We start from the raw sequence: 3052 nt of genomic DNA on the forward strand, positions 1-3052 counted from the left end.
CCGACCACCATTGCTGTGGTGGCGGTGGCCTTCAGCGCGTCCAGTTCGGTGCGGTGGACGAAGCAGTCGTCGCACTCGTAGGTGGCGGATTCGTCGCCGCAGGTTTGGCAGTTCACTTGCGCCCCCGGCTGGACGGGTGACGACGGCGGGCGTCGGCGATGGCGGCGCGGCGGTCGGTGATGTAGCCGGCGACGACCAGCCCGACGCAGATGATGAGCAGGACGGCCAGGGTCGTGTTCGACAACCAGACGGGGATCATGCCGCGCCTGCCAGCAAGTCGTCAAGGCTGATGCCGTCGAGCGCCAGAGCCTCGGAGACTGTTTCAGTCTCGGGGTATTTGACGTGCAGTGCGGCGAGCGCGTTAGCAACCTCTCGGTTGACCAGCAATCCTTCAATCTGCTCGTTGTTCATGCTGGCCCAGGTCTCGAACTCGTCCCAGGTCATCTCGTCAATGAGTCGCTGTTGGAAGACCCGCTTCCCGCCCTCGACCAGAGTACGAACCCCGCGACGCCGATCTTTGGCAACCAAGCGGCCGTGGTAGTCCACGAGAACCGAGTCCTCGGACTTCGCTTGCGCTTTCAGTGAGTCCTTCAGTGACGCGCGTACAGCCTGACGCCGAACCTCCTCGGGCCACTGACGGCCCGCGCGCTCGGCTTGGTCCATCATGTGCAGTGCGCGGGATACGGCCATCTCGGTTGCCTGGCGGTCGCCGTTGAGAGCATCGCTGAGTAACTGCTGCCACTCGATCCGCTCGTCGATAGATAGCGCCTTGACGTTGATCTTCACTGATTGCTGCCTTTCACTAGACGTAGGCCGCGGTTCGATTCGACGGCGGCGTCAAACTGCTCAAGCCACTCGGTTGCTCGCCGCACAGCAGAGCGCAGCAGCATCACCTTCAGTTCGTCGTTGCCGACGATTCCCGCCAACTCCTCCGGGTCAAACCCAACGGTCGGCGCAATGCCAGACGTCCAGCGAGAGAACTCCTTGCGTAGGTTCGCCTTACGCATGTCGGGGAACTGGCTGACGTACTCATCCGCTGTCGGTGCCACGATCTCGCCGGTCTCGGCGTCTACGGTGACTTCCTCGACCACGGTTACGGTGCGGGTCGGGCGTCCCGTCTCGCGGATCGCACGCGCGGTGACCGGACCAGCCTCGGCAACCTCGGCGAGCACTTCAGCGGCACGCTCCGGACCTTCGGCCTTGATGATCGGCGCGAGAGCGGCGGCGTGAGATTCGGTGGATACACGAATGTCCGAAATTTCGGACACGACGTTTACGATCCCGGCGGCCTCGATGAGCGCAGCAGCGCGCTGGCGGCCAAAGTTCCACGCCTCGCGGCAGTAGTCCTCGAACGTCTCGTGGCTCTCGCGGTACAGACGCTCATCACGGATGGTTGCCAGCGCTGTGCCGACCTCAACGAACGTCGCCAGCCCACGGCGGATGACCGTCTCGCAGGCTTCTAGCTGATCCATGACGGACAGCGCCACGTCGTTGCTCACGCGGCGTCCTTCACGAGGTCGGCTAGCGGAATATCCAGCCACGCGGCGACGGTGGCGAGTTCGTCGATTGACCAGCCGATTCGCCCGAGCAGCCTGGAACTGACCTGCGGCTGGGAGATTCCCAACGCCGTTGATAGGTCGCCCTGGGTGAGTCGCTTGCGCGCCAGTTGCGCTCGAATCTCCCCCGATACCGTGTCGCTTACCTTTTGAGTTGGTTGCATGGCTTGACTCTAAAGCCATCCCCTATAGGAACGCAAGCCCAAGGCGATAGTCCTTTAGAACTATTTGTGTGCCATGCCCTATGCATATATAGGCATAGGCATTACGCTGTTGGTATGAGAGCAGCACAAGTGGAGACGCGAACCTCGACCTACGTGGCGGAGGAAGTGCGCGCAATGATGGCCCGGCGTCGGATGTCTGGCGCGGGGTTGGCGCGGGAGATGGGTCTGAGTCAGCCGCAGATAGCGGCGCGAGTGCGCGGCGACCTCGCGTGGTCACTCGATGAACTTGACCGGGTGGCGGGCATACTCCGCTGCAACGTGTGGGACTTGCTCCCGCGGATGGATTCGAACCAACAACCGTCCGGTTACTGGCAACCAGCAACCAACAGGACACCGAGGGGAGGTGTCGGCCATGATCGAATCCATGACCTCAGCCCTTATCGGGCGTGTGGTCGGGGGTTACACCGAACACCTGACGGCCATCGGCCGCGCACCGGGGACCGTCCGACTTCGCACGCATCACGTCCGTCGCTGCTTCACGGAACTCGGGATCTCGCCGTGGCAGGCCACCACCACCGACCTGGAACACTGGCTCGCGGCGCACGACTGGAACGCGGCATCTCGGCGGTCTGCCGTGGCTAGCCTCCGAGACTTCTATCGTTGGGCGCAGCGGGAAGGGCACGACAACCCGGCCGCGCTGCTCGTGGCACCACCCGAGCCTGCCCCATGCTCCCGGCCGTGCCCCGACGCGGCGGTGGACCACGCGCTGGCGTGCGAGTCAGGCGTCAGGTGGTGGCTGGTCCGACTGGCGGCCAGCACGGGTCTGCGGCGTGCGGAGCTGGCGGTTGTCCATTCGTCCGACGCGGCCGATGGTTGGCTCACCGTCCACGGCAAGGGGAACAAGATTCGGCGCGTGCCGTTGCCGGCGGATGTCTCGGCGTGGCTATCGACGTGCCACGGGTACGCCTTCCCCGGCCGCTCCGGCGGGCACGTGAGTGTGGATTGGGTGCATGACGTCATCAGCCAGGCGACCGGCTATCCGCCGCACCGTCTACGCCACCGCTACGCCAACCGCGTCTACGCCGGATCGCACGATGTCCGCGCCGTCCAAGCGTTGCTCGGTCACGCATCGCTGGCCACGACCCAACGCTATCTCGGGCTTGATGATGACCAACTTACCCGCGCAGCCGCGTGGGCAGCCTAGAAAGGGGAACCGAAATGATCCAGCAACCCACCCAATGGCGGCCACCGTACCCGCCGCCGTACCAGACCCAGCCCCAGCCACCCCAGCCCGCACGGGTCGTGCCCAACATCAAGGGTGCCAAGTTCGTC

6 protein-coding genes are annotated in these 3052 nt (G+C 64.5%); 2 read left to right on the forward strand and 4 right to left on the reverse strand.

Going from position 1 to position 3052, the window contains the following annotated elements:
- Positions 1 to 112: 112 nt before the first annotated feature.
- From KAZ48_11625 to KAZ48_11640, 4 genes are read right to left on the reverse strand one after another with little or no spacing between them, the layout of a single operon-like run.
- The gene (locus KAZ48_11625) at positions 113 to 259 is read right to left on the reverse strand and encodes a hypothetical protein (protein MBP7973440.1); all 147 of its coding nucleotides are present in this window, start codon (positions 257 to 259) and stop codon (positions 113 to 115) included.
- Complete coding sequence (locus KAZ48_11630; protein MBP7973441.1) at positions 256 to 786, reverse strand: hypothetical protein; 531 nt, start codon at positions 784 to 786, stop codon at positions 256 to 258. The genes KAZ48_11625 and KAZ48_11630 overlap by 4 nt, the downstream gene beginning before the upstream one ends.
- Positions 783 to 1499, reverse strand: coding sequence for a hypothetical protein (locus KAZ48_11635; GenBank protein MBP7973442.1), 717 nt, complete (start codon positions 1497 to 1499; stop codon positions 783 to 785). The genes KAZ48_11630 and KAZ48_11635 overlap by 4 nt, the downstream gene beginning before the upstream one ends.
- Positions 1496 to 1720: a helix-turn-helix transcriptional regulator gene (locus KAZ48_11640; GenBank protein ID MBP7973443.1), complete on the reverse strand. Its 225-nt coding sequence runs from the start codon at positions 1718 to 1720 to the stop codon at positions 1496 to 1498. Before KAZ48_11640 ends, KAZ48_11635 begins: the two co-directional genes overlap by 4 nt.
- Before the next feature lie 114 nt (positions 1721 to 1834).
- Between KAZ48_11640 and KAZ48_11645 the strand changes: the two genes are divergently transcribed.
- Both KAZ48_11645 and KAZ48_11650 read left to right on the forward strand, forming a co-directional pair.
- Positions 1835 to 2362: a helix-turn-helix transcriptional regulator gene (locus tag KAZ48_11645; GenBank protein ID MBP7973444.1), complete on the forward strand. Its 528-nt coding sequence runs from the start codon at positions 1835 to 1837 to the stop codon at positions 2360 to 2362.
- A complete protein-coding gene (locus tag KAZ48_11650; GenBank protein MBP7973445.1) occupies positions 2355 to 2924 on the forward strand; it encodes a tyrosine-type recombinase/integrase in 570 nt (189 codons plus the stop codon). The genes KAZ48_11645 and KAZ48_11650 overlap by 8 nt, the downstream gene beginning before the upstream one ends.
- Positions 2925 to 3052: the final 128 nt, after the last annotated feature.

Source organism: Candidatus Nanopelagicales bacterium (genome assembly GCA_018003655.1).
Lineage (GTDB): Bacteria > Actinomycetota > Actinomycetes > S36-B12 > UBA10799 > JAGNDY01.

What these genes read in the sequence shown, in the direction of transcription:
- KAZ48_11640 (MBP7973443.1), bottom strand. Translation starts at nt 1,720, where the DNA reads ATGCAACCAACTCAAAAGGTAAGCGACACGGTATCGGGGGAGATTCGA.
- KAZ48_11645 (MBP7973444.1), top strand. Translation starts at nt 1,835, where the DNA reads ATGAGAGCAGCACAAGTGGAGACGCGAACCTCGACCTACGTGGCGGAG.
- KAZ48_11625 (MBP7973440.1), bottom strand. Translation starts at nt 259, where the DNA reads ATGATCCCCGTCTGGTTGTCGAACACGACCCTGGCCGTCCTGCTCATC.